Raw genomic sequence first — 2690 nt, forward strand, 5'->3', positions numbered from 1 at the left:
GGTTCTGGCTCACTTTCCGTGGGAGCTAACTGAGTGTGATGTCAATGGCTCCCCAGGCCGTGAGCAACAGAGACTCGGAGTCACGTGCTCACGGCCATCGCTGCGACGCCTGATCGCCGTTCTCTTGGTAGCGCTGCGACGGCAGAATACGGAGGTGGACTCTGACCTTTACCCTGATGTGGTTGCTGTGGGCAGCCTGGCCGCAGCACTGGAACAGCTGGCGGCCGAACTCGGTGTCGATCTCACGGTGGTACCCGGCGACTGGGGCCCACGCGTTTCGGCTGGCATCGCCTCGTCGGTCCCTGAGCGCAAGCCGCTATCCGTTCACCTCGGGGCCGAGAGCCGCTGGTTCGGTGTCTCCGGCTGGAGCCGCGGAGTCGAGCTCATCACCGGCGCCACGCCCGACTTGGCGGATGTCGTCAGGGCCGGAGCGGCGTGGGGACAGGGCAGGAGCCTGCGGGAGCTGCGGACGGAACTGCCGTTTCTGCGCTCCAGCGAGCGTGCCGAAGCTCACGAACGCGGGCCGGACGCGGTGGTGGAGCTGCAGTGGCGCATGATGCGGGAGCAGGCGGCCGAGGAACCGGGTTTCACAGGGTTCGGCGAACTCGTGGAAGCGGCTCATGCCGAACCGCGGCTACGGCAGCTCTATGTGTTCTCCAGCCACTGGACGCTTGGCTTCAGCTCGTGCACCGGATACCCGTCCCGCAATGAGGTGGCCATCGTCCCGTCGTACGAAGGCAGTCCATTCCGCCTGAAGAGGCATCCTCTCTCCGACGACGTTCTCGGCGAGGCCGCCACGGCAGAGGAAGCCGTCGCCCTGGCGGTGCGCCACCTCCCCGCCGATCTTGGCCCGGCCGTCGCGGGAACCGCCGAACAAGATGGATGACGAGCGGGAACCAAGTCACTGGCCGTCACCGATCCCATGGCCAGTTGGCTCCCCGTCAGACGGCTGCGGACGGGGGAACCTAACTGGCTACCCACAGTGGTCTGACCTGCGCTTCACGAGTAGAGCAGAACGCGCTTGCGGAGGAGATGAAAGCCGGCCCGGCCGAACATTTGGCGTTTGAGCATCTTGATTCGGTTGACGTGGCCTTCGACGACGCCGGAGTTCCAGGGCAGGCTGAGGCCGGCGATGACTGCATCGCGGTCACGGTCGATGCCTGCGGCGAGTGTGTGGAGACTGGGCAGGTCATCTCGCCGGACGGCATCGAGCCACTGCGGCAACAGTCGGCCCTCGCGCTCCGTGAGCATCTGGGCGAAGGCGCGGACGTGGCCGCTGAGGGCGTCCAGTTCAGGGCAGTGGACCAGAACGGCTTTGAGCCGCAGGCGCTCCGCCTCCGTGAGGCTCTCCGGCCGGCGGAGGATCCATCCAGCGACGACGCGGGGTGACGGTGGCCGAGCTGTGACGGGGCCCGGAGAGAGCCGTTTGTCCCGGAAATAGGCGCGAACCCGCTGGTAGCTGCCCTGATAGCCGAGCGGCACGATCTCCTCCCACACCGTCCAGGCGTTCGTGCAGCCCTGGTTCCAGCGGTCATCCAGGTAGGGCTTGAAGGCGTCGAGTTTGGAAGGCCTGCCCTGCCACTGCCCGTGGAACAGGTCTTCCGGGGCGGCTGCGTCGGCGAAGAGCTTCACGGTGCGAGATGTCATACGAAGTCGGCGGCCGATCGCCCTCCGGCTGAGCCCGGCTGCTAATAGCTCGTGGACCGTCGCGTGCTTGACACGAGTGCGGTCGGCAAAGCGGTGTCCCCTCGGCCAAGGCGAGTCGGAGGGGTTTTCGAGCTTCTTCGGCTCGGGTGTCGGCTGGGCTGGATCCGGCGCCAGGACCTGCAGGCATCTGCGGTGATCGGCGACGCATCGCTCGGCGGCCTCGCTCAGGTTGTGCCAAAGATGCCACCGGTCCGCCACCTGCACCGCCTGCGGTGCCCCGGCCGTGGCGCCCTCGGCGAAGAACGGCGCACGATCGCGGCAGACCACCTCAACCGTGGGCCGCTTCGCGAGCCAAGCGGCCAGGCTGGACGCCTCCCGGTCGGGCAGCAGGTCCACTGGGCGCCGGCTTTCGACGTCGACCAGGACGGTCCCGTAGTGGCGGCCTTTGCGGGTCGCGTACTCATCGACGCCGACCACCCGCAGGGCCGGAACTTCGGGGTCGGGTAACGCTTCGACCAGCCGCAGTACCGTACTGCGGCTCACGGACACGCCGAACACGTTCGCCAGGCGGGCACCGGCCCGACCGGCGAGCGCGAGGCCGACCGCGGCCAGCGCTGACCGCAGGCGCTCGGTCCGCCGGCCGTACCGACGGGTCAACCCTGGCAGCTGCTCGGCAAAGGTTCGCCTCCCGCATGAGATGACCGGGCAGAGGAACCTGCGGACGCGCAAACAGAGAGCGACTCGTCTGCCTCCGCTGGGCACATCAGCGGGAAAGCGCAGATAGGTGCTGTGAACCCGCTGTGACCAGCTCCCACATCCTGGACAGACGGCCCCAGCCGCCGTGCTTCGGGCCTCTATGTGTACCGCCTCGTCGTTCACGGCTACGGATAGCACCGCCACATCAGCAATTGACGGGAACAGCAACTCCTCCAGCCGGAGCACCACTTCTTCCACGGGCCGAACTGTCAGCCGCACCGCACCCGGTACGGGTCAATTCCGGGCAACTTTCCATGGCCCACTTGCCCGACAATCGTCACCCAGCG

The 2690-nt window shown here is 67.4% G+C and carries 2 protein-coding genes; one reads left to right on the forward strand and one right to left on the reverse strand.

The features are described from left to right. Positions 1 to 154 precede the first annotated feature (154 nt). Positions 155 to 886, forward strand: coding sequence for a DUF6193 family natural product biosynthesis protein (locus tag ABZY11_RS43815; protein WP_356484523.1), 732 nt, complete (start codon positions 155 to 157; stop codon positions 884 to 886). Positions 887 to 999: 113 nt separating this feature from the next. Here ABZY11_RS43815 and ABZY11_RS43820 read toward each other — a convergent pair whose 3' ends face one another. After that, a complete protein-coding gene (locus ABZY11_RS43820; RefSeq protein WP_356484524.1) occupies positions 1000 to 2601 on the reverse strand; it encodes an ISL3 family transposase in 1602 nt (533 codons plus the stop codon). Positions 2602 to 2690: the final 89 nt, after the last annotated feature.

This window comes from Streptomyces sp. NPDC006510 (assembly GCF_040611955.1).
Taxonomy (GTDB): Bacteria; Actinomycetota; Actinomycetes; order Streptomycetales; family Streptomycetaceae; genus Streptomyces.